This window comes from Pseudoalteromonas neustonica (genome assembly GCF_001653135.1).
Classification (GTDB): domain Bacteria; phylum Pseudomonadota; class Gammaproteobacteria; order Enterobacterales; family Alteromonadaceae; genus Pseudoalteromonas; species Pseudoalteromonas neustonica.
Window position 1 is genome coordinate 553,721 of sequence record NZ_BDDS01000001.1, and the last position, 25,852, is coordinate 579,572.

Here is a 25,852-nt window from a genome sequence, read left to right on the forward strand (position 1 = left end):
AGGAGAAGACTGCATGAGCTTTGAAGTCGATGAAGATATTTTACAAGATTTTCTAGTTGAAGCTGGAGAAATTCTTGAGCTTTTATCAGAACAGCTAGTAGAACTTGAAAATAACCCTGATGATACCGAGTTGCTCAATGCAATTTTCCGTGGATTTCATACGGTTAAAGGCGGCGCCGGTTTTTTAAGCATGACCGAGTTAGTTGATGCTTGTCATGGTGCAGAGAATGTTTTTGATTTGTTACGCCAGGGTGTTCGAAAAGTAAATTCTGAGCTGATGGATGTTATCCTACAAGCATTAGATACTATAAATGAGATGTTCGCTACAATTCAAAGTAGAGAAAAGCCGACCCCTGCTGATCCTGAATTATTAGCGATAATGCATAGATTGGGGCAACCGCCCACAGCTGATGAAGAAAGCGCCATCGAAGTTACAGAAGCACCAGCTGAAGTAAATGATGAGTCAGCTTCAGGTGACGATCCATTTGCATTTGATTTGTTATTTGATGGACAAGTAGATAGCCCGCAAGCCGATACACAAATTGATGATATATCGGAAGATGAATTTGAAAATTTGCTTGATGAACTTCATGGCAAAGGACAAAGTCCGATAATATCAAGTACGACGGCAAGTAGTGCTAATAGTAGTGATATAACCGATGACGAGTTTGATAATTTATTGGATGAATTACATGGTGTAGGTAGTTTTGGTGCTGTTAGTAATGATATTCCGGTCAGCAAACCTGAAGCACCAAAAGACCCAATAGCACCGGTAAATAAACCCGTGGTAAGTCAAACCGATGATGAAATCAGTGATGATGAATTTGAAGCATTACTTGATGAATTACATGGTAAAGGCAGTGCTCCAAAAGCGACAGAAGAAGCACCTATTGCAGCGGCTACTCCAAAAGTAGCACCCGCAGCACCTAAAGCTGCTGCTCCTGCACCAGTTTCTAAGCCAGCACCAGTGAGTCAGCCTGCAAAAGTTGCTGATAAACCAGCTGCGGTAGCTAAAAAACCAGCACCAACGCAAGCAGAAACAACAGTTCGTGTTGATACTAAGCGCCTTGACCAAATAATGAATATGGTCGGTGAATTAGTATTGGTTCGTAATCGTTTAGTAAGCTTAGCAACAAATACTGATAGCGAAACTATGGGTAAAGCTATCTCTAATCTCGATGTCGTTACGGCTGATTTACAAGGTGCCGTAATGAAAACCCGAATGCAGCCGATTAAGAAAGTGTTTGGTCGTTTCCCACGAGTTGTAAGAGATTTAGCGCGTAGTTTGAAAAAAGATATAAACTTATTACTTGTTGGTGAAGAAACTGACCTAGATAAAAATCTAGTTGAAGCTTTAGCTGACCCATTAGTGCATTTAGTACGTAACTCTGTTGACCACGGGATTGAAATGCCAGACGTGCGTGAAGCAAGTGGTAAATCTCGAACAGGTACAGTCACACTTTCAGCTTCTCAAGAAGGCGATCATATTTTACTGACCATCAAAGATGATGGCGCAGGAATGGATGCAGAGAAACTTAAAAAGATCGCGATTAATAAAGGCGTGTTAGATCATGATCAAGCGAGTCGATTATCTGATACTGAAGCCTATAACTTAATTTTTGCACCAGGCTTTTCTACCAAAGAAGAGATTTCAGATATATCAGGGCGTGGTGTTGGAATGGATGTGGTGAAAACCAAAATCACGCAGCTTAATGGCTCCGTTAATATCCAATCGGAATTAGGTGTTGGCACTATACTTGAAATCAAAGTGCCGTTAACTTTAGCGATTCTACCCACATTAATGGTGGTAGTTGGTGAGCAAACATTTGCTTTACCTTTGGCCGGTGTAAATGAAATATTTCATTTGGATTTAACTAAAACGAATGTGGTTGATGGTCAGTTGACTATTATCGTTCGTAAGAAAGCGATACCGCTGTTTTATTTAGAGCATTGGTTGGTCAAAGGGGCTGATAGATCATTACGAAAAGCACAAGGCCATGTGGTTATTGTGCAAATCGGAACTCAGCAAGTTGGTTTTGTGGTGGATTCTTTAATAGGCCAAGAAGAAGTAGTAATCAAGCCATTGGATGCTTTATTGCAAGGGACACCTGGTATGGCTGGGGCAACAATTACCTCAGACGGTGGTATCGCCTTGATTTTAGATGTTCCTAATCTATTGAAGCATTACGCAGGATAACCATATATTTATCTTAATACGGGAGTCTAAATTACTCCCGTTGATAAACTTAACAAGAGAATACCAATGGCAGTTAAAGTATTAGTTGTTGATGATTCTAGTTTTTTTCGTCGCCGTGTGAGTGAAATACTAGAGCAAGATAAGGATATTGAAGTTATTGGTTTTGCGGTTAATGGCCGTGAAGCAGTAGAAAAGACCAGTCAGTTACGTCCAGATGTAATCACCATGGATATCGAAATGCCTGTGCTTGATGGTATTAGTGCTGTGAAAGAAATCATGGCTGCAAACCCTACACCTATTTTAATGTTTTCTTCATTAACCCGTGATGGTGCAACAGCAACATTAGATGCGCTTGATGCTGGAGCTTTGGATTTTTTACCGAAAAAATTTGAAGACATCGCTCGTAATAATGAAGACGCAGTTAAGTTATTACAAAATAAAGTAAAAGAAATTAGCCGCAGGCGCCTATCACGTATTAGTAGGCCAACAGCTCAAACACGACCAACAGCACCTACAACACCAACAAGGGTCGGTGGAGTTTCAGCGCGATCGTTAACAACTCCTCAGCCTGATCGTACTTTTAGCAGTAGACCTGCCAGTCCTTCTGTAGCGTCATCTAATAGTTTACGTGCATCAGGAAAAAAATACCAAATTGTCGCGATAGGAACATCAACGGGTGGACCCGTTGCATTGCAAGCAATTTTAACAAAGTTACCAGCCAATTTCCCTCATCCTATTTTACTGATACAGCATATGCCTGCAGCGTTTACACCTGCTTTTGCGGCTCGTTTAAATGGATTGTGTCAAATTAAAGTAAAAGAAGCACAACAAGGTGACAGACTGTTACCTGGTGTCGCCTACCTCGCGCCAGGAGGCCAGCAAATGCTGATTGAGGGGCGTGGTGGCAGTCGAACATTAAAGGTATTTGAAGACGATAGTGCTAGGATCACTTATAAGCCAAGCGTAGATGTAACCTTTGCAAGTACTGCAAAAGCTTACCAAGGTGATGTATTAGCAGTTGTGTTGACTGGTATGGGAGCTGATGGCCGCGACGGTGCTAGAATGCTTAAACAAGCAGGGGCAACTATTTGGGCACAAGACGAAAAAACAAGTGTTGTTTATGGTATGCCACAAGCCGTTGCGAATGCAGGTCTATCATCTGCAAGTCTTGCGCTCGATGAAGTAGCAGGGCGAATCGTTCGAGAGATAGGTTGTGGATAAGTTATCTTTTTTTGGTTTAGCAATCGCGTTAGGCGCGATTGCTTTTGGTTATGTACTAGAGGGAGGCGTTGTTAGTGCCTTGTTCAATGGTCCTGCTTTAGTTATAGTGCTCGGTGGTACATTAGGTGCTGTGATGTTGCAATCTCCAGCAAGTACTTTCATTAAAGCCTTAAAAATTAGCCATTGGGTTTTTTTCCCGCCAAAACGCGATATAGATAGTGCGATTGAGCAAGTAAAAGCATGGTCTCATAAAGCTCGTCAGGAGGGGTATTTAGCTCTTGAGGATGCAGCTCTTACCCACCCGGACCCCTATGCGGCGAAAGGCCTCAGTTTGCTCATTGATGGTGCAAGCGAGAATAAGCTTCGTGATGCACTTGAAATCGATTTATTACTAGAGCGAGATCGTCTACTTGAATCAAGTCGAGTTTATGAGGCTTTAGGGGGCTACAGTCCCACAATAGGTATTCTGGGGGCAGTGCTTGGCCTGATTCAGGCAATGTCATTTATTACCGAACCGGAAAAACTTGGCGCAGGTGTCGCTACGGCATTTATTGCAACTATTTACGGTGTCGGTTTGGCAAATCTTTTATTTTTACCTATGGCGAATAAGCTAAAATATCAAGTTGAACAAAAAATGCTTTTACATGAACTATTAGCTGAAGGCATCATTGCAATGAGCCAAGGTGACAGCCCAGCAAATATTGAATTAAAGCTAGAAGCATATCGCGTTGAGCGCCCTAACTTGATGCAAGAGTAATATTTATGATCCGCCGTCGTCTTCGTTCTTCAGCAGCAAGCAATCAGCACACTGAGCGTTGGCTTGTATCTTATGCTGACTACATGACAATTATGTTTGCGTTTTTTGTTGTTATGTATGCAATAGCAATCAATAAAGATGAAAGCTTTCAAATACTATCAGATTCATTGGAGCAGGTGTTTGATCAATCAGCTCGCCAACATAGTCAAGAAGGTAAAGGTGTTACAGGCACAGGATTATTGACTGACCGCGTTACGCCAGAAAATGACTTGTTGTTTGGTGAAAGCATACAAAAACAAGAAGCTGGGCCCGAATTACTCGATGGGCAAAGTGAGACTAGTAACATTAAACAAAAACATTTAGGCAAACCCTTAGATAGTTTGTTAACTAAATTGCAATCAGCACTGATTGATGAAATTCGTGATGGTGAAGCAAGTTTAGAATTACATCAAGATTGGTTAATTATTGAGTTAAGTTCAGGCATGCTATTTTCTAGCGGGAGTGCTGTCGCACATAGTCGTGCGAAAACGGTGATCGGTGTCGTTAAAGATATAATAGCGCCCGTTGATAATTATATAAGAGTGCGCGGCTATACGGATAATGAGACTATACAGAACGAAATTTACCGTTCTAATTGGGAGCTATCAGTATCTCGTGCAACTTCTATTTTAGTCGAGTTAGAAGCCCTAGGTATAAACCCTGCCAGAATGGCAATTGAGGGTTACGGTCAATATTCGCCATTTGCTGATAATGATACAGAACAAGGCCGCGCTGAAAATCGTAAAGTGGTTGTTGCCTTATCTAAATATGGATTACCGCCAAAAATACTGAAAGTAGAAGGTGGCCCAGCAATCGAAGAGCCCGAACTTGAATCAATTGAGTTGCCATCGGACGATAACACTATTAAAGTGATCCAATTACCACATGGTGGAATACGAATTACAACGCGCAACGAAAAAAAATAAGGTGTGATGTGAAAATTTGGACGGTGGCAAATCAAAAAGGCGGAGTGGGTAAAACAACCACTGCTGTCAGTCTTGCTGGTATTTTAGCGCTGCAGGGAAAGCGAGTATTATTGATTGATACTGATCCTCATGCATCATTAACTTATTATTTTGGAATTGACTCTGAAGATTTAGAAGTCAGTGTTTACGATATTTTTGCACGGGGTAACTCGATGCAAAGTGAAGAAATTTTACAGGCTTTATGTCCGTCTAATATAGATAATTTAGATATCCTGCCGGCCACCATGGCAATTGCGACGCTCGATCGCAGTATGGGTAATAGAACAGGTATGGGGTTGATATTAAAAAAAGCCTTAGCAAAAATTAGTGATCATTATGATTACGCTATTTTAGATTGTCCACCAGTACTTGGTGTTCTTATGGTGAATGCTTTGGCTGCAAGTGAGCGTATTTTAGTTCCGGTACAAACGGAGTTTTTAGCATTAAAAGGGCTGGATAGAATGATGCGAACTATGGAGTTAATGCAAAGCTCGCAATCAAAGCAGTATCAATATACCATTATCCCTACAATGTATGATAAGAGAACTAATGCTTCTCTTGAAGCATACAAAACACTGCAACAAACATATCAAGAAAAAGTGTGGCCTGGAGTAATACCAGTAGATACTAAATTTCGTGATGCGAGTCTTGCTCAACAGGTGCCCATTCAGTATTGTCCACGATCTCGTGGTGTATACGCCTATCGTGCATTACTCGATTATTTGATTGAACAAGGTTAATTAATGAGCAAGCAGTTATTTGCTAATGAAAAAGTTATGACCCAATATTTGGGGGCTTTACTGTGCGAGGACGAAGATTCAACTGATTTACAGCCTGTAGCTAAATTGCTTGAGCAAGTTACTTCAACTCAAAAAAATACAGATTTACCAGCAAAGGCATCGCAACAACCAATTATAATGTTGGATGCGCTTGAAGATGTGAAGCCTCATGAAGAAGAAATTACTGAACAATTAAACCCCGTCCTTGAGAAACCACAGATCCAAGCTAAGATCAAAGGTATAGCAAATACTGAGCCGAAACTTAGTACAACGCAGCCGAAAACCCCTATTCAACGTCAAGAGGATTATTTTGATGGTGAATTTCAAGCGTTGTTCTTTGAAGTGGCGGGTTTAACGCTTGCCGTACCGTTAAAAGCGCTAGGTGGTATACATCAGTTAAGCGAAGTGAATCAATTGTTTGGGAAACCAAAATGGTTTAAAGGAGTCATGTTAAACCGTGAGGAAAACCTAAATGTTGTGGATACTGCTCGATGGGTAATGCCTGAAAAGTATACACAAGAATTAGAAGATAAGCTAAATTACCAATACCTGATCACGTTAGGTGATAGCCAGTGGGGGTTGTTAGCTGAAAAGTTAGTTAATAATATTACACTGCGTAGTGAAGATGTTAAGTGGCGGACAAAAAATGGCAAGCGCCCTTGGCTTGCCGGTGTTATTAAAGAAAAAATGTGTGCCTTAATTGATGTTGAAAATTTAAATCAATTACTGGAGCAAGGCTTAGATAGCCGTGAGCAGTAACGATATTCGGAGTAATAGCATGAGCGAAAAAAGAGTATTATCAAGCAGTAAAAATGCCGATAGCAATGATGAAGTATTGCAGTGGGTAACATTCAAACTTGAGTCAGAGACCTACGGTGTCAATGTAATGCAGGTGCAAGAAATTTTGCGTTACACTGAAATAGCCCCAGTCCCTGGTGCGCCAAGTTATGTGCTGGGGATCATTAACTTACGCGGTAACGTAGTGACAGTTATTGATACTCGCTCACGCTTTGGTTTGATGTCAGCGGAAACTACTGATAACTCACGTGTTTTGATTATTGAAGCTGAAGAGCAGGTTATTGGTATTCTTGCTGATAGCGTTGCAGAAGTTGTTTACCTTCGAAGTTCAGAAATAGACAGCGCACCAAATATAGGCACTGAAGAAAGTGCTAAATTTATTCAAGGTGTAAGCAACCGTGATGGTGAGTTACTCATTCTAGTTGATTTAAATAAATTACTAAATGATGAAGAGTGGGATGAGTTAAGCGATATTTAACGCTTACAGATAAACTATGTTGTTACTCTCTTTAGTTTGTGGCGCACTAATTTTGATATTAGTGTGCTTTATTGTTTTATATGTCATGAATAGAAAAATATCTCAGATTGAATTTCTACATCAAAAAAAATTGAGCGATGTACTACAGCAAACCAATATTTTGCGAAGTGAAGTTGCAGAAATGCGAACTGGTATGCTTAGTATCGGTAAGCGCTTGGTGACTGTAGAGCTGCGTAATCAAGAGCTTGCACAGCAACAAGATGCGCAAAAATACGATGACCCTGATGCGAAAATTTATTCACGCGCAGTGAAAATGGTTGAACTTGGTGCAGATATAGAAGAGATCATTCGAGAATGCGAATTGCCGCGTGCTGAAGCTGAGTTACTCATGTCGTTACATCAACAGAAGGGCGCTAGTTAGCGCCTTTTATTTATATAAGTTTAAGGACCGCAGATACTTTAATGAGTGAACTTTCAATCTTAATCACGGCATGAGGCTTGTGGGCTAAGTAAGAATTGAGCTACAAGAAGCCAATATCTCTTAAGTAAAATGTTCAAGCAGTGCGTGTTTGGTAGTTATACCGTGTTATCACCTTTTTATATGAAGTAATCACACTACATAGATTTTGCTATATTTAAATAGCAAGCATGCGACAGAAAATTCAATCAGCAATGAATAAAGGGTTTTAAGCTTTTATATTTAATTTGCCGTGGAAGTCTTGCCAGCCTGGCGGAAACTTACCTCTTAAAACATATGAAAATGCGATAAGCTCTGCAATAACGTAATAAAGCTCTTTTGGAATTTCTTCACCAAGCTCTAAATGAGACAGTGTTTTTGCCAGCGCTTCGTCTTTATGTATTAAAATCCCTTTTTCTTGGGCTGCTTTGATTATTTCATCTGCAAGCTCCCCAAAACCTTTACTGCTAACGGTAGGTGCTCGGCCTGCTTCATAGAGTAAGCCTATTGCCGACTTTTGTTTTGGCTCTTCATTCATAACTACACCTCATAACTACACTTTAATATTAATAATGGCGTGGGATTGGTAAAATGCCTGATGCTGTGGCGCACCTTGGCTAAGATTAAGCTCTCCCACTTGTAAACCATGCGCTGTGAGCTTGTGCCGAAGACTCTCTATATGCGGATGCGCCATAGCCGTTATTTCTTGGCTAGATGCGAGTAACTTACAGTCTAATGCTTTATCCATTAACTCCGCAGTAATTTGTAATTGACCTAATGTGGCATAGTCAAAATTTAAACGTACAAACCAGACATTCTTGGCCTCTAACTTATCTTTACTGGGTTTTTTATATTGGCCAAGTGATATTTCTGTTTGTGCTGCTTCTGGTGGCAGCCGCATAGGCAGTAAAAATTGCACCAGTGGGTTGGTGTCTGGCTGTTGGTTTATTGGAGTTGTCGTTACTTGGTTTAGTGCTGTTTTTATTTGACTCAAGTCGGCCGCTAAAACTTGGCTATTTGCTTGCAGCAGCTGCTCTTGTAATTTTTGGCTATTAACCGCTTTGAAGTTTGGTACAAGCACCTGCAATAATGCATCAACAGAGTTTTGGCCGTTAAACGTCAATGCGCTGATCGTATTTAAAGCCGGTGCGGCTAAAATACTAACAGTTAAGTGCTCAATGGCTTGGCTAAAACTCGTGTGTAGTGCACTTGCGGGGAGGCTTTGCGGTTGAATTATACTTAGGATTTCCCGTTGAATGGTCAAGGGTTGATGTGATTGGCTATCAATCATACGGCTAAAGGCCTGATTAACAAGGCGGTTAAGATCAACATTATCACTAAATTTCGGTTGTGCTAACTGCTCTATTTTTGCTGAGAGTATTTGACGAGACAGTAAATTTTTTTCACTGTGTGATATATGCGATAGTGTATAAGGAGGTGTTTTTTCTATCGGTATATTTAATAAAGGGGCTAGTAGTTTTGCCTCAATGGGTAGGCTTAATTGACTTGCTATTGGCGATACTGCTAGTGGTGCTTTTAGCGTCGGTATTGAGGGGTTATGCATTTGTGGTGTTGTTTTGATGTTAGCAGTAAGACTTTGCTTCATTGAGTCTATTGAGCTGTGTATAGGAGCATGAGCAGGTTTAAGCGTTACTTTATTTGATTCTACTACTTCAACGTTTTTGACTGTGCCGTAATGCGAACTCGTTTGTGTCGATTTATTTTTATTCTCGTCGATGGGGAGGGGTTTCTGAACGAGTTCATTAATAGGTGTTTTTATTTTACTCTTATCTCGAGATTGTGCTGAATTAGTTATCAGAGGTTCATTCATAGGCACAATTTTCGGTATTCGAACAGTCGCGTCATCCTTTATAGAAGACGGTATGGAAGGCTCCTTAAGCACAGGAGTCTGAATTTTTTCGGTCGGTGTAATCTGCGATCCCTTGTCCGTATTAGCTTGCCCCATTTTTGTTTGTGAGTTAGAGGTTGTTTGCGTTAAAAATAGCCCCGTCTCAGCTGTTTGCCGGTTACTGGTTGAAGAGGTTGGCATCTGGGTATTTACAGTCTTTAATGAGTCTAATTTATTTAGTGGTAATTCAGTGGCAGCATGTTGAGTGTTTGCTACCGCTGGCTGTATTGGTGTTGTTAACGTATTCAGCGCAGCTTTAACTTGTTGGAAAAATTGCACTAAGGGAGGCGATGAATGAAAATGTTTAGGTAGCGAAGACCCTTTACTGATATCAGCTTGTAGTGGGTCTAGATTATTATTAGCAAGGGCTGTTAAGTTAATTCTGCGCAATGACTCAGGTAATAGGGTTGCCACTTCTATTTTTTTGATTGTACGCGGTGATGGAGGTTGACTCATTTCGTCTTTGTTAAAAGAGGGGCTTGGCTTAGTAAACGGCTTATTTTCAAAGTATTGCACAGCATCTTTAATACGTGTTTTTAAATCAGCGAAACTATGTTGCAACCATGAGCTAATAGGGCTATTGCTGGAAAGTGAAGGGCTTGAGGTAACCGTATTTGCTTGCGAAAGTGCAGTTGTCTTTGCTAAATGCTGAGCACTGAGTAATGAATTAAATGTATGAGTAAGAGAATTTTTTAAAACAAGATCAACACTGGGTACATGCGTTTTAATCTGTAGTTGTTCATTCACTGCTGCAAGAGTGACTTTTTGCATCGTATTGCTGAGTTGATGTACATGCTCAGTTTTTACTGGAATGTTAAATGCATTTTTTTGTTGTGGAATAGTTAATTGTACGCTTTTATTTACCGTTTTTAATTGTGCTAGAGGAACAAGACTCGCAAGCCATGTTGCTAGTTTTCCTTGGCTAATAGGTTGCTGATGGAGGTTGTCGGCAAAGCGATTAATTACGGTTAACCTAAAGTTTTTATCTTGGACATTAATAAGCGCTTGTAAAGGTTGCTCTGCCTGTAATAACTGAGCGACTTCTTTATTAAGCGGTAAGCTGGCGTGCAATTGGCTAATAAGTAATTTTGCAATTGGCGCAGTAATCACATTAACCGGGAAAGGTTTATTGTCTAACTGACTGCCAGTGTTTATGAAATTTAATAAACTTTGTAGCTGCTTATGTTGTGTTAAAGGGATATTTAGTTGCGTTGGTAAAATGGTGAGTTGTTTACCATCAGCACTTAATTGTACTTGCGCACTGGAAATCTTTTGCGCCTGCTCAGGAGATTGAGTGGTTGCTAAGCGTAACGTTTGCCAGTGTTTATCAACAAGTATATCTATCTGTACAGAGCCTTTAGCAAACACGATATTTTTCGCGCTGAGTGTTTGTTCACCTGAGATGATTGTTTGCTGCGTAGCACCGACTGCAGGCTGGTTAACAGTCAGTGAGTTAGCTAAAGATATCTGTGTAGGTTTATTCATTATTTTAAATCAAATTATCATTAATCGGTTTCATCGGATTATTCGTATTACCCTATCATTATGGTAGACTAACACCTAATTTTGGGGATAGAGAATCGTCATCTTGTTACACATTAAGTCCGTCACCTGCATCAAGCAAGAGCGCTGTTTGTTTGAGGATCTTAATTTCAGTTTGAAATCGGGACAAATTATGCAGTTAGCTGGCCCTAACGGGGCAGGTAAAACATCATTATTGCGAATTATCGCGGGTTTTTCAGTCCCCGATGAAGGGGATGTTTTATGGCAAGGTAAGTCGATAATTAAGAACTATGACGAATTTGCGCGTGAGCTTTTATTTATTGGCCATAAAACGGGTGTTAATAGTCAGTTGACCGCATTGGAAAATGTACAGTTTTGGTTACAGATACAAGGCTATAACGATACCCAAGACCTTTATGCGTTACTTGCCAAAATTGGCTTAGTTGGCCTTGAAGATGTCCCCGTTCGAATGTTGTCTGCAGGACAACAGCGACGTGTTGCCTTACTTAGATTATGGTTAAATAGCGCAAAGTTATGGGTTTTAGATGAACCATTTACTGCGCTAGATAAAGCGGGTGTTGCCTTTTTACAGCAACGCTTTATAACCCACCTAGAGCAGGGGGGGGCTATTTTACTAACTACCCACCAAGATTTAACAACCCACTTTAATGATTTACAAACTGTCACGTTGGAGTACAGACACTGATGATACGCCAGCATTCTTATTGGCAGCTATTTAGTGCTGTTTGTAAAAAAGATTTACAGTTAGCCTTTCGCCAACGCGCAGAAATTGTTAATCCATTATTATTCTTTTTAATAGTTATTACGTTATTTCCGTTAGCAATTGGTCCTGAGCCAGGACTTCTAGCACGTATAGCTCCTGGTATTATTTGGGTTGCTGCGCTGTTATCTACTATGTTGGGGTTGGATAAATTATTTCGTGATGATTATCACGATGGCAGTCTTGAGCAGTTAATAGCATCATCTTACCCGCTACCGCTTACGGTGTTAGCAAAAGTGGTTGCTCATTGGATTATTACAGGACTGCCGTTGGTACTAATGACGCCTTTATTTGCGCTATTACTGAATTTAGACACGAATGCGTTAATCGCAACAGTGCTCACTTTATTGTTGGGCACACCATTATTAAGTTTTATTGGCGCTATTGGCGCGGGTTTAACTGTCGGATTACAAAAGGGAGGGATTTTAATGAGTTTGCTCGTACTGCCTTTGTATATTCCGGTTTTGATTTTTGCAACGTCTGCTATTGAGACCAGTACAATGTCACTGGATTATAGTGGGCAGCTTGCCATCCTTGGTGCGATGTTAGTCGTTGCTATATTAAGCGCACCAATTGCCATATCGTCAGCATTAAAAGTGAGTGTAAGTTAATATGTGGAAGTGGTTACATCCCTACGCTAAAGCAGATCGTGCATATCAATTATGTAATACGTTACTGCCCTATTTTGCCGTAATAACGGTTGTGTGTATGATTGTTGGTTGGGTTTGGGGTTTGGCGTACGCGCCGGCTGATTACCAACAAAAAGACAGCTATCGTATTATTTTTATTCATGTTCCTTCAGCAATTTTATCAATGGGAGCATATTCTTCTATGGCCATAGCCGCTATCGTGGCACTTGTATGGCAACTTCGTAATGCAGAGCTTGCCGTTATTGCAATTGCACCTGTGGGCGCATGTGTTACAGCTATCGCACTTATTACTGGTGCTGCATGGGGTAAACCTATGTGGGGTGCTTGGTGGGTGTGGGATGCGCGTTTAACCTCAGAGTTAATTTTATTATTCTTATACCTAGGCGTGTTGTCGTTGTACCACGCTTTTGAAGACAAGAAAGCAGCGGGTCGAGCTGCGTCTATTCTTGCCATTGTAGGAGTTATAAATTTACCGATCATTCATTTCTCAGTTGAATGGTGGAACACACTACATCAAGGAGCAAGTATTACTAAATTCAATACTAATGCCATTGATCCAAGTATGTTTTGGCCACTAATGTTAAATATTGTTGCGTTTGCTGCATTCGTCGGCACTGTGACTTTAATGCGTCTTAAAAATGAAATTTTACAACGTGAAAAACACCGTCCTTGGGTTCGTCAGTTGTTAAATAGGGGCTAGTTATGCAGTTTGATTCTTTTTCTGATTTTATAGCCATGGGTGGTTATGGCTTTTATGTTTGGTTATCTTTTGGTTCCTGCGCGCTGATTTTAATAGGTATTTTACTCAGCTCGTTAAACGACACTAAACGCATTTTATCGTCTGTTCAGCAACAGGTTGACCGTGAAGCACGTATAAAACAGGCTAAACTGGAGCAGCAAGTATGAACCCAAGACGTAAAAAACGTTTATTAGCAGTCACTGCAATTGTATTTGGTGTAGGTGCGGTTATTGGATTAGTGCTTTATGCACTGCAAGAGAATATTAATTTATTTTACACCCCTAGTGAACTAATAGAAGGTAAAGGACCGAATAAAGAGTTGCCGTATATAGGCCAAAAATTACGTATCGGTGGCATGGTAGTGCCAGGTTCAGTGGTCCGTGATGAAACGAGCTTAGAAGTGAGCTTTAAGCTAATTGATACTGGGCCTTTAGTGACTATACGTTATCAAGGTATTTTGCCGGATTTATTTCGCGAGGGACAAGGGATTGTGGCGCAAGGGTTATTAGTTGAACCTAATGTGATAGAAGCCTTTGAAGTACTTGCCAAGCATGACGAAGAGTATATGCCAGCTGAAGTTGCTGAGGCAGTAAAAGGAATTAAACACGAGAAACCGAAGTACAACTTAGGAAGTGACTATTAATATGATCCCTGAAATCGGTTATTTTTCTTTAACACTCGCTATGGTGCTGAGTGTTTTACTGTGTATTTTTCCATTGTGGGGTGCGCATACAGGCAATTTACGCCTAATGCGTGCAGCGCCTTCATTGGCTATTGGTCAATTCGTTTTTGTTTTAATCTCATTTGCAGCATTAATTTATGCAAGTTTAACCGATGATTTTACTGTGGCGTATGTCGCATACCATTCAAGTAGTTCATTACCTTGGTATTATAAAATCACCTCTACATGGGGCGGACATGAAGGCGCAATTTTATTGTGGTTAGTCATGCAAGCTGGTTGGACTGCTGTCGTGGCGATGCGTTCAGGTTCTTTACCTTGGATACTCAGGGCTCGCGTGCTTGGCGTGCTAGGCTTTTTAGGGGTAGGTTTTATGCTTTATACGCTCTTAATGTCTAGTCCATTTGAGCTACTCTTACCTTACTATCCAGTTGAAGGCCGTGATTTAAATCCGTTATTACAAGATCCCGGTATGATTATCCATCCCCCATTATTATATATGGGTTATGTTGGCTTATCTGTTTCATTCTCATTTGCTATTGCTGCGTTATTGACCGGCAAACTCGATAATACATGGGCAAAATGGTCACGTCCTTGGACTATGACAGCCTGGGGCTTCTTAACTTTGGGTATAACAGTCGGTAGCTGGTGGGCATACGCGGAGTTAGGTTGGGGCGGTTGGTGGTTCTGGGATCCTGTTGAAAATGCATCTCTAATGCCATGGCTTGTTGCCACAGCGTTATTACACTCACTGTCAGTGACTGAAAAACGTGGCGTATTCAAATCATGGACAGTTTTACTTGCTATCTCAGCTTTCTCTTTGAGCTTATTAGGCACGTTTATTGTTCGTTCAGGTATTATTGTTTCGGTCCATGCATTTGCGACAGACCCTGATCGTGGTTTATTTATTCTTGCATTTTTAGCGATTGTTGTAGGCGGTGGTTTAACGCTCTATGCCTTTAGAGTATCGCAAGTAAAAAGTGAAGGGCGCTATAAGTTAGTCTCTCGAGAAGTTGCATTATGGCTGAATAATATCTTTTTAGTGGTTGCGACATTCATTGTTTTATTAGGCACTTTGTTACCTATGATCCACAAAGAAATGGGCTTAGGCAGCATTTCAATTGGCGAACCATTCTTTAATAAGATGTTTGCAATTTTATTGGTACCATTTGCAATACTAATGGGAATTGGGCCGCTATTACGTTGGAAGCAAAATAAATGGGCATTTTTACAAAATAAATTACTCATAGCAGCAGTTGCAAGCATAGTGGTCACCGCAGGCTGGCTATTTTTAAGTTATGAGGATGTTGCACCCCTTACATTATTAGCAACAACATTAGCCATGTGGATTATGTTCACAACAGCATCAGATTTATATGATAAAACCCTTGTTCATGGCAGCTTTATTAAAGGGTTAAAACGTTTGACTTTAAGCTACTGGGCAATGGTGTTGGGGCATGTTGGTATTGCCTTTGTTATTGCTGGAGTAACTTTAACATCAGCTTATTCAGTTGAACGAGATGTTTCAATGCAGCCATTGGACGTTGTTCAGCTTAATGAGTATGACTACCGCTTTGAGGGTGTAAAAAGCATTCGCGGGCCAAATTACAGTGGTCATGCTGGTGTAGTAAGCGTATTGAAAAATGGCTCACTCGTAACGAAATTATACGCAGAGAAACGTCAGTATGATATTGGCATGCAATTTATGACTGAAGCGGCGATTGATGCAGGGTTTACTCGAGATCTTTATTTAGCGCTAGGTGAGCAACTCAGTAATGGGGGCTGGTCGTTACGCATTTATCACAAACCATACGTGAGATGGATGTGGTTAGGTGGTATTTTAATTTCGTTGGCTGGGTTTATGATTTTAGGTGATAAACGCTACAGGACAAGCAGAAAAAGTGACGAGCAATTACAGCCGAAGGGTGTTGTATGAACCGTAAATTTTTAGCGCTATTGCCTTTATTAGCATTCGCACTGGTATGCGTGTTTTTATTTCAGGGATTATTTGCTAATCCCCGTGAGATTCAAACGGGTCGCTTAGGTCAACAAATGCCAGCATTTAATTTGCCAGATTTAATGCAAGACTCAAAGCGTTGGCAAGAAAGTGATTTAAAAGGCGATGTCTATTTATTAAATGTGTGGGGCACATGGTGCCCAACGTGTTTAGCAGAACTTGATTATCTTACCCAGTTACGAGAACAAGGCGTCAGAATTATAGGGCTCTATTACGTACAAAGTTATGACAGTGACTTTGATGGTGAGTTTGATATTGTCGCACTGCGTGATGAAGTCAGCACGATGTTAGGTCGTGCAGGTGACCCATACCAATTTAATATCTTAGACTTAAACCGCACACTGGCATTGGATTTAGGTGTATCGGGTGCACCAGAAACGTTTTTAGTGGATAGCAAAGGCACTATTTTGCTTCATCACACGGGGGATATTAATCCACGCGTGTGGCGTGCTAAATTTGCACCGTTAATGCAGGAGTTAAAGCCATGAAGTATGTATTAATTAGTTTTTTCTTATTATTCAGCACAGGAATTCTCGCTGAACAAAACCGCTACGTTTTTGCCAATGATGAGCAAGCTCAGCGCTTTGGTGAGTTAACAAAAGAACTGCGTTGTCCAAAATGTCAAAATCAAAACATTGCAGACTCTGATGCTGTAGTTGCAAAAGATTTGCGTGATAAAGTACTGTTGCTCGTTAAAGATGGCAAAACAAAAGATGAAGTAATTGACTATATGATAGATCGGTATGGTTACTTTGTTCATTACGAACCACCCGTTACGCCGGCCACGTTAGTATTGTGGGTATTACCAGTATTAATCGTTATTTTTGGTTTTGGTTTCATTGTATTTCGCCAACGTAAAGCGGCTGTCAAACAAACATGGAATGATCAAGATGAAGTGTTATTAACTAAGTTAATTGCAAAAAACCAGCGTCAGGAGCAAAACTAAATGATTTTAATGTGGGCATCGTTTGTGCTACTGACGCTTTTGGCTATCGCGTTTGTGGCTTTGCCTTTTTTAACCAAAGAGCGAATACAGAATCTAACCTATAATGCTAACTCTGAATTAATTGCTATTTATGAGCAACGACTTGGTGAGCTTAGTTTAGATCTGGCTGAGCAGCGCATAGAACAACAAAGTTACGATGAGTCAATTATTGAATTGAAATGTCGATTGTTAAATGAGCTATCGCCAGAAAAGTCACTCTTCAGTCGTGGAAATAATCGTATTTTTGCGTTGACGGGCAGTGCATTTTTAGTCGTCTTAACCTTAATATTTTATACCGCAACAGGTTCGCAGCATCAATTAGAAAGCTGGAAGGCTGCGATGGAAAATTTACCTGAATATGGTGAGCGTGCAGTGATGCAAAAAGGTGAACCATTAACGCAGAATGAGCTTCAAGCGTTCGCGTTGGGTTTACGCACTAAGCTTGCGCAAAGTGGTGATGATGAAGTTGCATGGATGTTACTAGGTCGCGTTGCGATGTCTTTAAATGAATATGACATGGCTCAGCAATCATTTGATAAAGTACTGCGTTTAAACCCTGAAAACTTGGCTGTATTGATCAGTTATAGTCAGTTAATGTTGCTCCAAGGCGATGATGCTAGTATGAATAAAGCAGCGCAAATGCTATCACGTGTATTAAAAGATGAACCTGCAAATCTTGATGCTATTTCATTATTAGCGCTTATTGCTTATGAACGCCACGATTGGCTGGAAGCAAAAGCTGCATTTGAGATGCTTTTAAACAGCATGGATGAACAAGATAGTCGTTATAATATGATTGCACAGAGAATCGCAGAGATTGATCAAAATATTGCAGCCAAGAACACGCAGATCACCCCTGTAGAGAAGTCGTTTGCTGCAGGTACAGAGACAAGTAATATTTCCGTCACGATTGAGCTTGCTCCTCAACTGATAGCAAACTTACCTGAAAAAGGCACTTTATTTGTATTTGCAAAAGCAGCCAGTGGCCCTGCAATGCCGCTTGCAGTTGTAAAGTTAACGCAATATAGTTTTCCTCTTCAAGTCCAATTAAGCGATAACAACTCAATGGTTGAAGGTTTAACGCTTTCAAGTACCGAGCAAATAATATTAACAGCACGTATTTCAAAAGACGCTTCTGTAATGCCATCAAGTGGTGAGCTTGAAGGAAAATCAGGTATTTTACAGCGCAGTGAAACGAGCGAATACACTCTATTAATAGATGAGCTAATACCTTAAGGATAAAAGATGTTAAGACAGAGTTTGATTATATTAGGGTTACTAGTGAGCGCGGGATGCGCACAAGTACCAGAAGAAAAAGCGGATGAGCGTGACCCGCTGCAATCATTTAATCGTCCAATGTATGACTTTAATATGGATGTGTTGGATGCTTACATTCTTCGCCCTGTTGCAGTTGGGTATGTTGCTGTTACACCAACACCTGTAAGACGAAGCTTAGTTAATTTTACAGATAACATCAGCGCCCCAACGGATGTTATTAATGCGACATTACAAGGTAAAGCTGGTAATGCGGGCATTAGTATTGCTCGCTTTTTAGTTAATTCAACCGTGGGTATTTTTGGTGTTTTTGATGTTGCCAGCTCTCTTGGTCTAAATATTATAGATGAAGATTTCGGACAAACCCTAGGTGTGTGGGGAGTCGGCGATGGTGCGTATTTAATGTTACCAGGTATGGGACCATCAACAGCGCGTAATCTAGCTGGCGATGTGGTCGATGGTTTTGTATTACCTGAGATAGCCTTAACCACACCACAAACAGTGCTAGTATTTGCTTTTAAAGCAATTGAAGCGCGAGCGTCATTAATTCCACAAGAAAGCTTACTGAATGAATCTTTAGACCCTTATATTTTTATGAAGGATATCTATTTCCAACGTCAGTTATATGAATTGTATGATGGTAATCCACCAATTGAGAAAGAGCCTGAAGATTTTGATGAAGACTTTTTAGAAAGTTTGTAATTGAAAACATAAAAAATGCCAGCTAAGCTGGCATTTTTTATGTTTATACTAATCTGCATAAACATTTGAACAATTTAACGAATTAAATAGCCCCTATATCTACGCTGATTGGTATTAGATGATTAGGCTGAAAGCTTATTATTCACCAAGTACTCTCATTTGTTCGTTTGCCCAGTTTACGGCGTCATGGTACGCATCTGGCACTTTATCTGTTGCTAAGCCAAGCTGCTCTTGTATTGCATTTGCGCCTTGCCAATTTGCTTGTTCATAGAGTTTTACTAAACGTAAGTATTGTGCCAGCAAGCCTTCGTCTTTAACGAGTGCTAATTTAATGTCATTGGATAGTGGTAACTTTTCCATAACACTTTCCATACTTTCATCGAGTATGGCATCCATTAACGACATCATACCGGTCAAAAATGCCATGCCTGTATCTTTAAATTTATTATGATTTATTGCGAGTAACTCAGTAAAGCGTGCGCGAGTGAGCGATAATCTAATTAGTTCTGCAGGTTTATCTGCGGCAACTTGAGATGCAAAAAGTAGCGATAAAAACTTTTTAATTTCTTGTGCGCCTAAAACAATTAAGGCTTGTTTTATGGTATTTATTTCAGCTCTTCGCTTGAATGCAGCAGAATTACTATAGCGCAGAAGTTTGTAAGATAAGTTTACATCTCTTTCAAAAACTTCAGTAATTTTCTTTAAGTTTAAGTCAACAGTCGACGTTTCATAGAGTAATTCAGCAAGTGCCATTTCTGATGGAGGCAGTGTTTTACTTTGTACCATTTCAGGTTTAGAAAAGAAAAACCCTTGAAAGTATGTAAACCCTAGTTCAAGTGCTAATTGATACTTTTCGTATGTTTCGACTTTCTCAGCCAATAATTTAATTTGTGGGAATGGCTTAATTGCTTCAATAACTTCATGGATAGTATCAAGTTCACAGGTCAAAAAATCGATTTTGATGATATCAATAAAAGGGTAAAAATGACGCCATACAGGCTGGTGAATATAATCATCAAGCGCTAGGGTATAGCCTTTTTCTTTTAAGTCTTTGACTAAAGAAAGTAAACGTTTCCCTGGTTGAATTGTCTCTAATATTTCGACCACAATTTGTTCTTTGCCTAATAGAGTAGGGTAGCCTTTTTGCAGTGTGTCGAGTGTAAAGTTTATAAAAGCAGGTTTGTTATCGGTTAAATCTTCTAAACCAAAGTTAAACTGGCTGCCCTCAATTAGTCGCGAGGTCGCTTCATCGCCATCGATGTTGGGAAATACATTATCAACGCCATCACGAAATAGTAACTCGTAACCTACAAGTTTTTTTTCACGGTCTAGAATTGGTTGGCGCGCAGCATAAAAATACATAAACAACAGATCCACATCAGTTAAACGATTACATCAGCAATATAAGGTAAAATATAGCAAATAGCATTAACTATATTTTCAAAATTAAACCTATAGTATTGGTGTGTACCAGTGTATAGATCTTATCCTAGGGTAAATAGTCATTAATTTCCATTGATATACACTAAATTTACTGCTTTTCACAAAAAATCAGAATGTTCTCATATGGTTGCTAGATTAGTCGTACTAATTGGAGTTATTTACCCTTAGCATGATATAGTCAAGCACTAGGTTGGTTTTTACACCAATAATGTCTTATTTATAGCGTTGATTTGCGAGTCATTATTAGGATTAAATGCCTGATTTAAACTTCTTTATCGGAGGCGAATTTGGAAACTGGAATGATTATTTCTTTGGCAGCATACTTTATTGTAATGCTCGGCATTGGTTTGTATGCATATAAACAGTCAACCAGCGATGTGTCGGGTTACATGCTTGGTGGTCGTAGTTTATCACCTGGTGTAGCTGCATTATCTGCAGGTGCATCAGATATGAGTGGCTGGATCTTGATGGGGCTACCTGGCGCTATGTTTGTTACTGGGTTTAGCAGTACATGGATTGCGTTAGGCTTAATTATCGGCGCATGGTTAAACTACTTTTTGGTCGCACCGCGATTACGTGTTTATACTGAAAAAGCGAATGACTCTATTACTATCCCAGATTACTTTTCAAATCGTTTTAACGACAACAGTAACTTACTGCGAGTAGTGTCTGCGGTTGTGATTATTGTTTTCTTTACTTTATATACCTCATCAGGTGTAGTGGCTGGTGGTAAATTATTTGAAAGTTCATTTGGTTTAAGTTATGAAATGGGACTTTATATTACAACAGGTGTTGTAGTTTTATATACTTTGTTCGGTGGGTTTTTAGCGGTAAGCCTGACTGATTTTGTACAAGGTTGTATTATGTTCATTGCTTTAATTTTAGTACCTACGGTGACTTATACATTACTAGAACAGCCTTTAACATCAACACTTAACAGTATTAACCCGCAAATGCTGCAATGGATTGGGGCAGGTTCTTTGGTGAGTATTATATCAGCAATGGCATGGGGGTTAGGCTATTTTGGCCAGCCGCATATTATTGTTAGATTTATGTCTGTTCGAAGCGTCAAAGATATGCCTACCGCACGTCGTATAGGTATGAGCTGGATGATAGTTGCAGCGTTAGGTGCGGTAGCTACGGGTTTATGTGGAGCTGCATATGCCTATGAAAATGGCATCGTTGTTGATGATCCAGAAACAATATTTCTTGTTTTATCTGAATTACTTTTCCACCCACTTATTGCAGGCTTTTTATTAGCCGCTATATTAGCGGCAATTATGAGTACAATATCTTCGCAACTATTAGTGAGCTCAAGCTCGTTAACAGAAGATTTTTATAAGACATTTATTCGTCGAGATGCCACAGATAAAGAGCTTGTATTAGTAGGGCGAATTAGTGTTGCTTTAGTTGCTATTTGTGCCATTTACTTAGCGTATGATAGAGATAGTTCTATTTTAGACTTAGTAAGCAACGCATGGGCTGGTTTTGGCGCTGCATTTGGTCCACTGGTTCTATTTAGTTTATATTGGAAAAGAATGAACTTTGAGGGCGCATTAGCTGGTATGGTCGTCGGTGCTGTAACCGTGTTAGTGTGGTTTTATGCGCCGATAGAGGTTAATGGTGAACATATCAGTAAGTTAATTTACGGTATTGTTCCTGGGTTTATTTTATCAAGTATTGCAATTGTTGCTGTAAGCTTAACAACAGCAGCGCCGAGTGAAAAAATTACGCTATTGTTTGATGATGTCGAGAAATCGCTTTAATCATAATGTGTAATTAAGAATAAAAAAGGAGCTAATTAGCTCCTTTTTTATTTGTATTTTAGCTAAACGTTAACTGGCTGCTTTTTCTTCTGTGTTTTTCAGATCAGTAACGCTACTTGCTTCTTTCTTAGATTTTGCAGATGAAGCCTTAATTGGTACTTCTTTTGCGCCTTTCAAAACATTCATGAAATCATCTTTGCTTTTTGCAATCTCAAGTGCGAGCGATTCAATTTGTTGCTCGCTTAAAGGCACATCGACCTTTTCTAGCATCGCCTCAAGTGATTCAGCGATATCGAGCATCTTGTCATACGCGTCAGCTTCTTTTTTAGTAGTAAACGTCATACGCTCGACTCCGTTTCTTTCTACAACATATTTAACAACAACAGCCATGATTTCTCCTGCCAACTTGCTTGGTGAATGATAATTCACCTTGATTGATTACTGTTTTTATGTACAGTAAATGTTTGTCCGGCTATTTGCAAGTGAACATTTTTATTTTTTTATTATCGGTACGGTTGACAAGATGGACGCTATTTACTTTATTTAAAAGGTCACACTTTTTCAGTATGGCTTTAATTAAAATTAGTCAAAAAGTGAGATCGCTTTATCAACTATTAACTGAGTCCACGAATGGACATCATGGAGGAGAAACATGAAGTTTTTAACTTTAATAGTCGTATTATTTGGTTTTGCAGTCGCCTTGCCAAGTTATGCGGTCGATAATAAGCCTGCTACAGCTAAAATTGCTCAAAAAGCTGAGGTTATTAATATTAATCAAGCAAACGTTGACCAATTGGTTCAATTACCAGGTATTGGTAAATCAAAAGCGCAGGCTATTATTGATTACCGTACTAAGCAGGGTAAATTTAAATCACTAGGTGAGCTTACTCAGGTTAAAGGTATTGGTGACAAAATCGTTGCAAAATTAGAAGGAAAAGTAACGCTTTAATTACAAAGGCGAGCTATTGCTCGCCTTGTTTCTCTTTATTATATAGTTTAATAGCCTCGGCTAAAAAAGGTTTTGAAAATTGTATTTCGACGGGCGTTGTCAATATTGGATAACTTATACCTGTGACAATTAATGCAAGTATCATCAGCCAGCCATCAATATAAACGAGTGAGAAAAACAATGGAATTAATAGAGTTAGCTTAGCGATACGTAGACTGATTTTTTGCATTGGGCTTAGCATGCTAAGTGCTATTGCGATTATATCTTGTCGCTGTCGCACTTTTAGATGCTTAAGTTGAGGTAACTGGCTTGATAAAAAAGCAGGCATCATAGACTCTTCTTAATGATTAAACGAGCGAAAACAACAGTTATTAATACAATACTGAATGCTGCAAATATCACTTCCATCCAAGCAGGCATACTCATTCCTAAAAATTCCCAATCAATATTACCGCAATCACCGGTTGCAGCAAAAAAATTTGGTATCCATTCGTGTAAAGGCAGCGGGAAATTCGGCTCAAATTCACAACTAAAAGCAAATGGGTCAGTCGTTGTTTGCATATCAATGTGCTCACGTGCGATCAGGTAACCCCAAATACTGGCTGTTGCCCACGTCACAATACCTAAAAACCGAAAGATAAAATGGCTTGGTTTAATGGCGCCAATTAATCCGGCAACTAATAATCCCAGCATTGCAGTACGTTGATATATACACATAATGCAAGGCTCTAAGCCCATTTTATATTGAAAAAACAACGCAACAATTTCAAAGATAAATGCAGTCACTGCCAATAATATCCATGGAGTACGTTGCTGTGCTAAATTAGCTAACCAATTCATAAAACTTCCAATTAAAAACGCTGTAGTTAGATTATGACGTAGACGCTAAACCACACGCAAGGGTAAACATCACTTGTAGCTATAAAAAGTTATACGCTGTTATTTATTCTTTGATGAAAATATCGCGTTTCGTGATCGCTGTGTTTTAATATGTAAAAGACGCAAGATGTTATATTTTTATGGATAATCCTAATTATTAGTATAGATTGGAGTGGGAAATCAAATGAGGGCGTTCTGACTGACTTTACTTGTTAGTTTGGCTTCATCTGGTACAATCAGTCAGTTAACTTATAAAGTGATGTAATGTGATAACTCGAGTGGGAATTGAATGAGAATTTTTAAAGCTAAAAGTCCAGCTGGATTTGCGGAAGAGTACATTGTTGAATCAATTTGGAATGGTGATTTTCCTCCAGGCTCTATTCTTCCTGCTGAGCGTGAGTTATCAGAATTAATAGGTGTTACACGTACGACTTTACGCGAAGTGCTACAACGTTTAGCGCGTGATGGTTGGTTAACTATCCAACATGGTAAACCAACACGGGTTAACAACTTTTGGGAAACCTCAGGATTAAATATATTAGAAACGCTTGCGCGTCTTGATGAAGATAAAATGCCAGAGCTAACAGATCAATTATTATCTGCTAGAACTAATATTAGCGCAATTTATACTCGTGCAGCAATTAAACATGCACCAGATCGTGTGATTGAAATCTTATCACAAAGTGATGAGCTTGAAGATAGCGCACAAGCATTTGCAGATTATGATTATAAAGTTCACCATGAATTAGCGGTTGCCGGAAATAACCGTATTTATGTGTTAATTTTAAATGGCTTTAGAGGTTTTTACTCTAAAATAGCTTGTCATTACTTCTCTGATCCAGGCACACGTCAATTAGCGCGTCAGTTTTATAAAGACTTAACTATACTGGCCGAAAAGCGTGAACACGATGGCGCAATTTCATTGCTACGTAAATATGGTCATCAAACTGGTGAAGTATGGCAAAAAATTCGTGGTGACATGCCAGAAAATATTATGGACTAATGCAGTAAAATAGATAGATTGAAGAAACCTGCTTTTGCGGGTTTTTTTGTGTTCATTTTATGCATTAAAATATGTTCAATATTTTCGATTGGCTGCATCGAAAAATACGATTATCTATTTAAGCTTATTATCTCTAGAATATTTGGATAATTATGCATGTAAACCCTTGGTATTTCATTTTTTGATGCCATATTAAAGGCAAGCATTGCGTAAGCAATTAAAAGCAAACTCAAATATTTGGAGAATAAAATGGGTGTATTAGTAGGCCGCCAGGCACCAGACTTTACCGCTGCAGCAGTATTAGGTAACGGCGAGATCGTAGATAGCTACAATCTTCACGAAACAATTAAAGGTAAAAAAGCAGTTATTTTCTTTTACCCGTTAGATTTCACTTTCGTATGTCCTTCTGAACTAATTGCTTTTGACAAGCGTTTCGAAGAATTCCAAAAACGTGGTGTTGAAGTAATTGGTGTTTCAATTGATTCACAATTCTCACACAACGCATGGCGTAACACTGCTGTTGCAGATGGCGGCATTGGCCAAGTGCAATATGCATTAGTTGCAGACGTTAAACACGAAATTTGTAAAGCATATGACGTTGAGCACCCAGAAGCTGGCGTTGCATTTCGTGGTTCATTCTTAATCGACGAAGCAGGTAACGTTCGTCACCAAGTAGTGAACGACTTACCACTAGGTCGTAATATCGATGAAATGCTACGTATGGTTGATGCACTTGCATTTCATACTGAGCACGGTGAAGTATGCCCTGCTGGTTGGACTGAAGGTAAAAAAGGTATGGACGCAAGCCCTGCAGGCGTTGCTAAGTTCCTTTCTGAGAACGAAGGCGACCTATAATTTAGGCCTTTGTTTTAGAATATAAA

The 25,852-nt window shown here is 39.6% G+C and carries 28 protein-coding genes; 22 read left to right on the forward strand and 6 right to left on the reverse strand.

Annotated features, from left to right (window positions below; genetic code table 11):
* Window positions 1-13 precede the first annotated feature (13 nt).
* The 8 genes from A7967_RS02435 (at window position 14) to A7967_RS02470 (ending at window position 7,655) form a co-directional block, all read left to right on the forward strand.
* On the forward strand, window positions 14-2,197 hold the full coding sequence (locus A7967_RS02435) for a chemotaxis protein CheA (protein WP_054203296.1): 2,184 nt from the start codon (window positions 14-16) through the stop codon (window positions 2,195-2,197).
* Window positions 2,198-2,263: 66 nt separating this feature from the next.
* A complete protein-coding gene (locus A7967_RS02440; protein ID WP_054203295.1) occupies window positions 2,264-3,418 on the forward strand; it encodes a protein-glutamate methylesterase/protein-glutamine glutaminase in 1,155 nt (384 codons plus the stop codon).
* Complete coding sequence (locus A7967_RS02445; RefSeq protein WP_054203294.1) at window positions 3,411-4,175, forward strand: flagellar motor protein; 765 nt, start codon at window positions 3,411-3,413, stop codon at window positions 4,173-4,175. Before A7967_RS02440 ends, A7967_RS02445 begins: the two co-directional genes overlap by 8 nt.
* 5 nt (window positions 4,176-4,180) lie before the next feature.
* Window positions 4,181-5,140: a flagellar motor protein MotB gene (locus A7967_RS02450; protein ID WP_054203293.1), complete on the forward strand. Its 960-nt coding sequence runs from the start codon at window positions 4,181-4,183 to the stop codon at window positions 5,138-5,140.
* An 8-nt stretch (window positions 5,141-5,148) separates the two neighbouring features.
* Window positions 5,149-5,919 (forward strand): ParA family protein, encoded by a 771-nt coding sequence (locus tag A7967_RS02455; RefSeq protein WP_054203292.1) that lies wholly within the window; start codon window positions 5,149-5,151, stop codon window positions 5,917-5,919.
* Window positions 5,920-5,922: 3 nt separating this feature from the next.
* A complete protein-coding gene (locus A7967_RS02460) occupies window positions 5,923-6,717 on the forward strand; it encodes a chemotaxis protein CheW (RefSeq protein WP_054203291.1) in 795 nt (264 codons plus the stop codon).
* Window positions 6,718-6,736: 19 nt separating this feature from the next.
* Entirely contained in the window at window positions 6,737-7,234 is a 498-nt protein-coding gene (locus A7967_RS02465) for a chemotaxis protein CheW (protein ID WP_054203290.1), read from the forward strand.
* A 16-nt stretch (window positions 7,235-7,250) separates the two neighbouring features.
* A complete protein-coding gene (locus A7967_RS02470) occupies window positions 7,251-7,655 on the forward strand; it encodes a DUF2802 domain-containing protein (protein WP_054203289.1) in 405 nt (134 codons plus the stop codon).
* Window positions 7,656-7,920: 265 nt separating this feature from the next.
* On the opposite strand, the gene A7967_RS02475 is transcribed toward A7967_RS02470, so the two are convergent.
* Both A7967_RS02475 and fliK read right to left on the reverse strand, forming a co-directional pair.
* Window positions 7,921-8,229: an EscU/YscU/HrcU family type III secretion system export apparatus switch protein gene (locus A7967_RS02475; protein WP_054203288.1), complete on the reverse strand. Its 309-nt coding sequence runs from the start codon at window positions 8,227-8,229 to the stop codon at window positions 7,921-7,923.
* Between the two features lie 15 nt (window positions 8,230-8,244).
* The gene (gene fliK / locus A7967_RS23260; RefSeq protein WP_054203287.1) at window positions 8,245-11,085 is read right to left on the reverse strand and encodes a flagellar hook-length control protein FliK; all 2,841 of its coding nucleotides are present in this window, start codon (window positions 11,083-11,085) and stop codon (window positions 8,245-8,247) included.
* Between the two features lie 103 nt (window positions 11,086-11,188).
* Between fliK and ccmA the strand changes: the two genes are divergently transcribed.
* From ccmA to A7967_RS02530, 10 genes are read left to right on the forward strand one after another with little or no spacing between them, the layout of a single operon-like run.
* Window positions 11,189-11,809, forward strand: coding sequence for a cytochrome c biogenesis heme-transporting ATPase CcmA (gene ccmA, locus A7967_RS02485; protein ID WP_082355638.1), 621 nt, complete (start codon window positions 11,189-11,191; stop codon window positions 11,807-11,809).
* Window positions 11,809-12,495, forward strand: coding sequence for a heme exporter protein CcmB (gene ccmB, locus A7967_RS02490; RefSeq protein ID WP_054203285.1), 687 nt, complete (start codon window positions 11,809-11,811; stop codon window positions 12,493-12,495). The genes ccmA and ccmB overlap by 1 nt, the downstream gene beginning before the upstream one ends.
* 1 nt (window position 12,496) lies before the next feature.
* The gene (locus tag A7967_RS02495; RefSeq protein ID WP_054203284.1) at window positions 12,497-13,234 is read left to right on the forward strand and encodes a heme ABC transporter permease; all 738 of its coding nucleotides are present in this window, start codon (window positions 12,497-12,499) and stop codon (window positions 13,232-13,234) included.
* A 2-nt stretch (window positions 13,235-13,236) separates the two neighbouring features.
* Window positions 13,237-13,440: a heme exporter protein CcmD gene (gene ccmD, locus A7967_RS02500; RefSeq protein WP_054203283.1), complete on the forward strand. Its 204-nt coding sequence runs from the start codon at window positions 13,237-13,239 to the stop codon at window positions 13,438-13,440.
* The gene (gene ccmE / locus A7967_RS02505) at window positions 13,437-13,916 is read left to right on the forward strand and encodes a cytochrome c maturation protein CcmE (protein WP_054203282.1); all 480 of its coding nucleotides are present in this window, start codon (window positions 13,437-13,439) and stop codon (window positions 13,914-13,916) included. Before ccmD ends, ccmE begins: the two co-directional genes overlap by 4 nt.
* Window position 13,917: 1 nt before the next feature.
* Entirely contained in the window at window positions 13,918-15,888 is a 1,971-nt protein-coding gene (locus tag A7967_RS02510) for a heme lyase CcmF/NrfE family subunit (protein ID WP_054203281.1), read from the forward strand.
* On the forward strand, window positions 15,885-16,457 hold the full coding sequence (locus A7967_RS02515) for a redoxin family protein (RefSeq protein ID WP_054203280.1): 573 nt from the start codon (window positions 15,885-15,887) through the stop codon (window positions 16,455-16,457). The genes A7967_RS02510 and A7967_RS02515 overlap by 4 nt, the downstream gene beginning before the upstream one ends.
* Window positions 16,454-16,915, forward strand: coding sequence for a cytochrome c-type biogenesis protein (locus tag A7967_RS02520; protein ID WP_054203279.1), 462 nt, complete (start codon window positions 16,454-16,456; stop codon window positions 16,913-16,915). Before A7967_RS02515 ends, A7967_RS02520 begins: the two co-directional genes overlap by 4 nt.
* The gene (gene ccmI / locus A7967_RS02525; protein WP_054203278.1) at window positions 16,916-18,190 is read left to right on the forward strand and encodes a c-type cytochrome biogenesis protein CcmI; all 1,275 of its coding nucleotides are present in this window, start codon (window positions 16,916-16,918) and stop codon (window positions 18,188-18,190) included.
* A 9-nt stretch (window positions 18,191-18,199) separates the two neighbouring features.
* Window positions 18,200-18,931 carry an MlaA family lipoprotein gene (locus tag A7967_RS02530; protein ID WP_054203277.1) on the forward strand — a complete coding sequence of 244 codons (732 nt, stop codon included), beginning with the start codon at window positions 18,200-18,202 and terminating at the stop codon, window positions 18,929-18,931.
* A gap of 138 nt (window positions 18,932-19,069) precedes the next feature.
* Here A7967_RS02530 and A7967_RS02535 read toward each other — a convergent pair whose 3' ends face one another.
* Window positions 19,070-20,293, reverse strand: coding sequence for an EAL and HDOD domain-containing protein (locus A7967_RS02535; RefSeq protein WP_054203276.1), 1,224 nt, complete (start codon window positions 20,291-20,293; stop codon window positions 19,070-19,072).
* Between the two features lie 368 nt (window positions 20,294-20,661).
* On the opposite strand from A7967_RS02535, the gene putP reads away from it, so the two are divergent.
* Window positions 20,662-22,140: a sodium/proline symporter PutP gene (putP, locus tag A7967_RS02540; protein ID WP_054203275.1), complete on the forward strand. Its 1,479-nt coding sequence runs from the start codon at window positions 20,662-20,664 to the stop codon at window positions 22,138-22,140.
* A gap of 69 nt (window positions 22,141-22,209) precedes the next feature.
* On the opposite strand, the gene A7967_RS02545 is transcribed toward putP, so the two are convergent.
* Window positions 22,210-22,530, reverse strand: coding sequence for a YebG family protein (locus A7967_RS02545; RefSeq protein ID WP_054203274.1), 321 nt, complete (start codon window positions 22,528-22,530; stop codon window positions 22,210-22,212).
* Between the two features lie 262 nt (window positions 22,531-22,792).
* Here A7967_RS02545 and A7967_RS02550 point away from each other — a divergent pair, with 262 nt between their 5' ends.
* Window positions 22,793-23,089 carry a ComEA family DNA-binding protein gene (locus A7967_RS02550; RefSeq protein ID WP_054203273.1) on the forward strand — a complete coding sequence of 99 codons (297 nt, stop codon included), beginning with the start codon at window positions 22,793-22,795 and terminating at the stop codon, window positions 23,087-23,089.
* 13 nt (window positions 23,090-23,102) lie between these two features.
* On the opposite strand, the gene A7967_RS02555 is transcribed toward A7967_RS02550, so the two are convergent.
* Both A7967_RS02555 and dsbB read right to left on the reverse strand, forming a co-directional pair.
* Complete coding sequence (locus A7967_RS02555) at window positions 23,103-23,420, reverse strand: DUF6170 family protein (protein WP_316244664.1); 318 nt, start codon at window positions 23,418-23,420, stop codon at window positions 23,103-23,105.
* Window positions 23,417-23,929, reverse strand: a complete 513-nt coding sequence (gene dsbB / locus A7967_RS02560) for a disulfide bond formation protein DsbB (protein WP_054203272.1) — start codon at window positions 23,927-23,929, stop codon at window positions 23,417-23,419. Before dsbB ends, A7967_RS02555 begins: the two co-directional genes overlap by 4 nt.
* Before the next feature lie 328 nt (window positions 23,930-24,257).
* Here dsbB and fadR point away from each other — a divergent pair, with 328 nt between their 5' ends.
* Window positions 24,258-24,971, forward strand: a complete 714-nt coding sequence (fadR, locus tag A7967_RS02565) for a fatty acid metabolism transcriptional regulator FadR (RefSeq protein ID WP_054203271.1) — start codon at window positions 24,258-24,260, stop codon at window positions 24,969-24,971.
* A 249-nt stretch (window positions 24,972-25,220) separates the two neighbouring features.
* The gene (locus A7967_RS02570) at window positions 25,221-25,826 is read left to right on the forward strand and encodes a peroxiredoxin C (RefSeq protein WP_054203270.1); all 606 of its coding nucleotides are present in this window, start codon (window positions 25,221-25,223) and stop codon (window positions 25,824-25,826) included.
* Window positions 25,827-25,852 lie beyond the last annotated feature (26 nt).

Bases quoted from the DNA above. Each gene is read 5' to 3' on its own strand.
- A7967_RS02435 (WP_054203296.1), top strand. From the start codon at position 14: ATGAGCTTTGAAGTCGATGAAGATATTTTACAAGATTTTCTAGTTGAA.
- A7967_RS02440 (WP_054203295.1), top strand. From the start codon at position 2,264: ATGGCAGTTAAAGTATTAGTTGTTGATGATTCTAGTTTTTTTCGTCGC.
- A7967_RS02450 (WP_054203293.1), top strand. From the start codon at position 4,181: ATGATCCGCCGTCGTCTTCGTTCTTCAGCAGCAAGCAATCAGCACACT.
- A7967_RS02460 (WP_054203291.1), top strand. From the start codon at position 5,923: ATGAGCAAGCAGTTATTTGCTAATGAAAAAGTTATGACCCAATATTTG.
- A7967_RS02465 (WP_054203290.1), top strand. From the start codon at position 6,737: ATGAGCGAAAAAAGAGTATTATCAAGCAGTAAAAATGCCGATAGCAAT.
- A7967_RS02470 (WP_054203289.1), top strand. From the start codon at position 7,251: ATGTTGTTACTCTCTTTAGTTTGTGGCGCACTAATTTTGATATTAGTG.
- A7967_RS02475 (WP_054203288.1), bottom strand. From the start codon at position 8,229: ATGAATGAAGAGCCAAAACAAAAGTCGGCAATAGGCTTACTCTATGAA.
- fliK (WP_054203287.1), bottom strand. From the start codon at position 11,085: ATGAATAAACCTACACAGATATCTTTAGCTAACTCACTGACTGTTAAC.
- ccmB (WP_054203285.1), top strand. From the start codon at position 11,809: ATGATACGCCAGCATTCTTATTGGCAGCTATTTAGTGCTGTTTGTAAA.
- A7967_RS02495 (WP_054203284.1), top strand. From the start codon at position 12,497: ATGTGGAAGTGGTTACATCCCTACGCTAAAGCAGATCGTGCATATCAA.
- ccmD (WP_054203283.1), top strand. From the start codon at position 13,237: ATGCAGTTTGATTCTTTTTCTGATTTTATAGCCATGGGTGGTTATGGC.
- ccmE (WP_054203282.1), top strand. From the start codon at position 13,437: ATGAACCCAAGACGTAAAAAACGTTTATTAGCAGTCACTGCAATTGTA.
- A7967_RS02510 (WP_054203281.1), top strand. From the start codon at position 13,918: ATGATCCCTGAAATCGGTTATTTTTCTTTAACACTCGCTATGGTGCTG.
- A7967_RS02515 (WP_054203280.1), top strand. From the start codon at position 15,885: ATGAACCGTAAATTTTTAGCGCTATTGCCTTTATTAGCATTCGCACTG.
- A7967_RS02520 (WP_054203279.1), top strand. From the start codon at position 16,454: ATGAAGTATGTATTAATTAGTTTTTTCTTATTATTCAGCACAGGAATT.
- ccmI (WP_054203278.1), top strand. From the start codon at position 16,916: ATGATTTTAATGTGGGCATCGTTTGTGCTACTGACGCTTTTGGCTATC.
- A7967_RS02530 (WP_054203277.1), top strand. From the start codon at position 18,200: ATGTTAAGACAGAGTTTGATTATATTAGGGTTACTAGTGAGCGCGGGA.
- A7967_RS02535 (WP_054203276.1), bottom strand. From the start codon at position 20,293: ATGTATTTTTATGCTGCGCGCCAACCAATTCTAGACCGTGAAAAAAAA.
- A7967_RS02545 (WP_054203274.1), bottom strand. From the start codon at position 22,530: ATGGCTGTTGTTGTTAAATATGTTGTAGAAAGAAACGGAGTCGAGCGT.
- A7967_RS02550 (WP_054203273.1), top strand. From the start codon at position 22,793: ATGAAGTTTTTAACTTTAATAGTCGTATTATTTGGTTTTGCAGTCGCC.
- A7967_RS02555 (WP_316244664.1), bottom strand. From the start codon at position 23,420: ATGATGCCTGCTTTTTTATCAAGCCAGTTACCTCAACTTAAGCATCTA.
- dsbB (WP_054203272.1), bottom strand. From the start codon at position 23,929: ATGAATTGGTTAGCTAATTTAGCACAGCAACGTACTCCATGGATATTA.
- fadR (WP_054203271.1), top strand. From the start codon at position 24,258: ATGAGAATTTTTAAAGCTAAAAGTCCAGCTGGATTTGCGGAAGAGTAC.
- A7967_RS02570 (WP_054203270.1), top strand. From the start codon at position 25,221: ATGGGTGTATTAGTAGGCCGCCAGGCACCAGACTTTACCGCTGCAGCA.